Source organism: Vibrio sp. D431a, from assembly GCF_030248655.1.
In the GTDB taxonomy this organism is placed as follows: domain Bacteria; phylum Pseudomonadota; class Gammaproteobacteria; order Enterobacterales; family Vibrionaceae; genus Vibrio; species Vibrio alginolyticus.
In genome coordinates this window covers 1-2,026 of sequence record NZ_JAHGAP010000070.1, presented here as the reverse complement: position 1 = coordinate 2,026, position 2,026 = coordinate 1, and the positions used below count along the sequence as shown (strand labels likewise).

General features: G+C 41.7%; 1 protein-coding gene. It reads right to left on the bottom strand.

Features of this window, described 5'->3' with window-relative positions; translation table 11 throughout:
* Window positions 1-2,026, bottom strand: a 2,026-nt coding sequence (locus tag KJB35_RS27760; RefSeq protein ID WP_285469884.1) for an Ig-like domain-containing protein, incomplete at both ends; no start/stop codon positions are given.

Sequence of the window (2,026 nt, the reverse complement as noted above, 5' to 3'; positions counted from 1 at the left end):
GCTTCACCAGTTCCACTGAATACTGGTTTTTCATTATTTGTTAAAGTATCAGACTTATCCGAAGAATTAGAACCATCGTCCAACTTTGCAGTAACAGCTGTAACTGTATCAATTTCAATTGTCCCATTGGTACTTGAGGTATTCCCTGCAATATCCGTCGCTTTAGCTGTCCAATCGTAAGATTTATCGTCAGTTAATGGTGAAGTAACCTGAACACGCCATGTACCGTCTTCTAAAACTGTCGTTTTATATGTTTCTCCATTAATCGTCAGTTCAATATTTGAACCAGCCTCACCAGTTCCACTAAACCATGGTGAAGTTTCTTTTGTGGTATTATCGCCCTTATCTCCGGAATCAGAATTAATATCAAGCTTAGCTGTTAGCGATGTCGACAAGTCAATCTCAGCAGTACCTTCTACTGATTTTTGGTTACCTGCCTTATCCGTTGAAGTTATAGTGTACTCATGGGTTCCCTCACTTAATCTGAAATCAACACGTACCTTCCACTTACCACTTTCGTCGACCGTCGTAAGGTATTCACGACCATCAATCACAAGCGAAATTTCAGCACCTACTTCGCCAGTCCCGCTAAACCAAGGTCTTTCTTCGCTTGTTACCTCATCATCATCCTTTGAACCACTATCCGAACCACTATCCATTTGACCCGAAACGGATGTAACGGTATCAACAGAAATAGTGCCACTTTCTGTAGCCTCATTGCCTGAGATATCATTTGACGTAACAGTCCATTCGTAGTCGCCATCTTTGATAATATCCTTAACCTGTAGACGCCACGTTCCATCTTCCGAGACCGTTGTCGTATACGTTTTGTCGTTGATAGCTAGAGTGATTGTCGAGCCTGCTTCACCAGTCCCACTAAACCATGGCTTATTCTTGTTTGTTAAATCGTCATCTTTGTCACCACTATTAGATGAATAATCTAGCCCCGCAGTCACAGATGTTGAGGTATCAATAGTGATCTTGCCTGAATCAGTTGCTGTATTCCCAGCGCTATCTGTTGCAGTAACTACCCACTCGTAATCCCCATCTAAAAGATCATCTGATGTGCGTATCGACCATTTACCAGACTCATCTACGGTATCCGTATATCTCACACCGTTGATAACAAACACAATTTCTGAGCCAGCCTCCCCTGTTCCAGAGAAAGATGGTTGCTTTTGTTTAGTCAAACCGTCATTACTGTAATCTCCAGTATCTGATGTTGAATCAAGAGAGCCCTTAACGAATGTTCCAGTATCGACCTCAATCTCGCCAGACGTTGATTTTGTGTTGCCAGCATCATCAACAATGGTCGCAGTCCACTTAAACTTGCCATCAGGGAGTTCATCTGTTGCTTGAACCCTCCATTTTCCATCTTCGCCAACGGTAGTTGTGTATGTTTTTTTATTTATTTCGATAGTGACAGTCGAGCCAATTTCACCAGAACCGCCGAACCATGGCTGTCTTACATTTGTTAAATTATCGTCTTTGTCGCCAGTATTAGAGTCGTCTTCTAAATCACCATCAATTGATGTTCTGGTGTCAATTTCAACCCTGCCACTTTCAGTTGCAGTATTCCCAGCAACATCTGTCGTTGTAATTGACCAATTGAATTGCCCATCATCAAGATCCTTTGGCATAGTAAAAGACCAATTACCTCTGCTGTCAGCAGAAACGTCATAATCCTCACCATCAATCGTTAATACGAGTGTTGCATTAGGATCTGTTTTACCACTAAATGTTGGGCGCTTTTCTTTTGTCAGACTGTCAGAATCTGAGACACCTGTATCAGATCCAGCATCAAGCCTTGCATCGATAAATGTTGAACTTTTAACAGTAATTTCACCACTTATACTTTTGGAGTTCCCAGCAGGGTCTGTTGCAGTAATTGTGTAGTTGTAGTCATTGCTGTTTAATTTATCTGTTACTTGAACAGACCAAGAACCTAACTCACTCACAGTAGTTACGTAAGATTTCCCGTCAATCACAAGTGTTATCTTAGAACCAGCTTCACCAGTTCCACTGA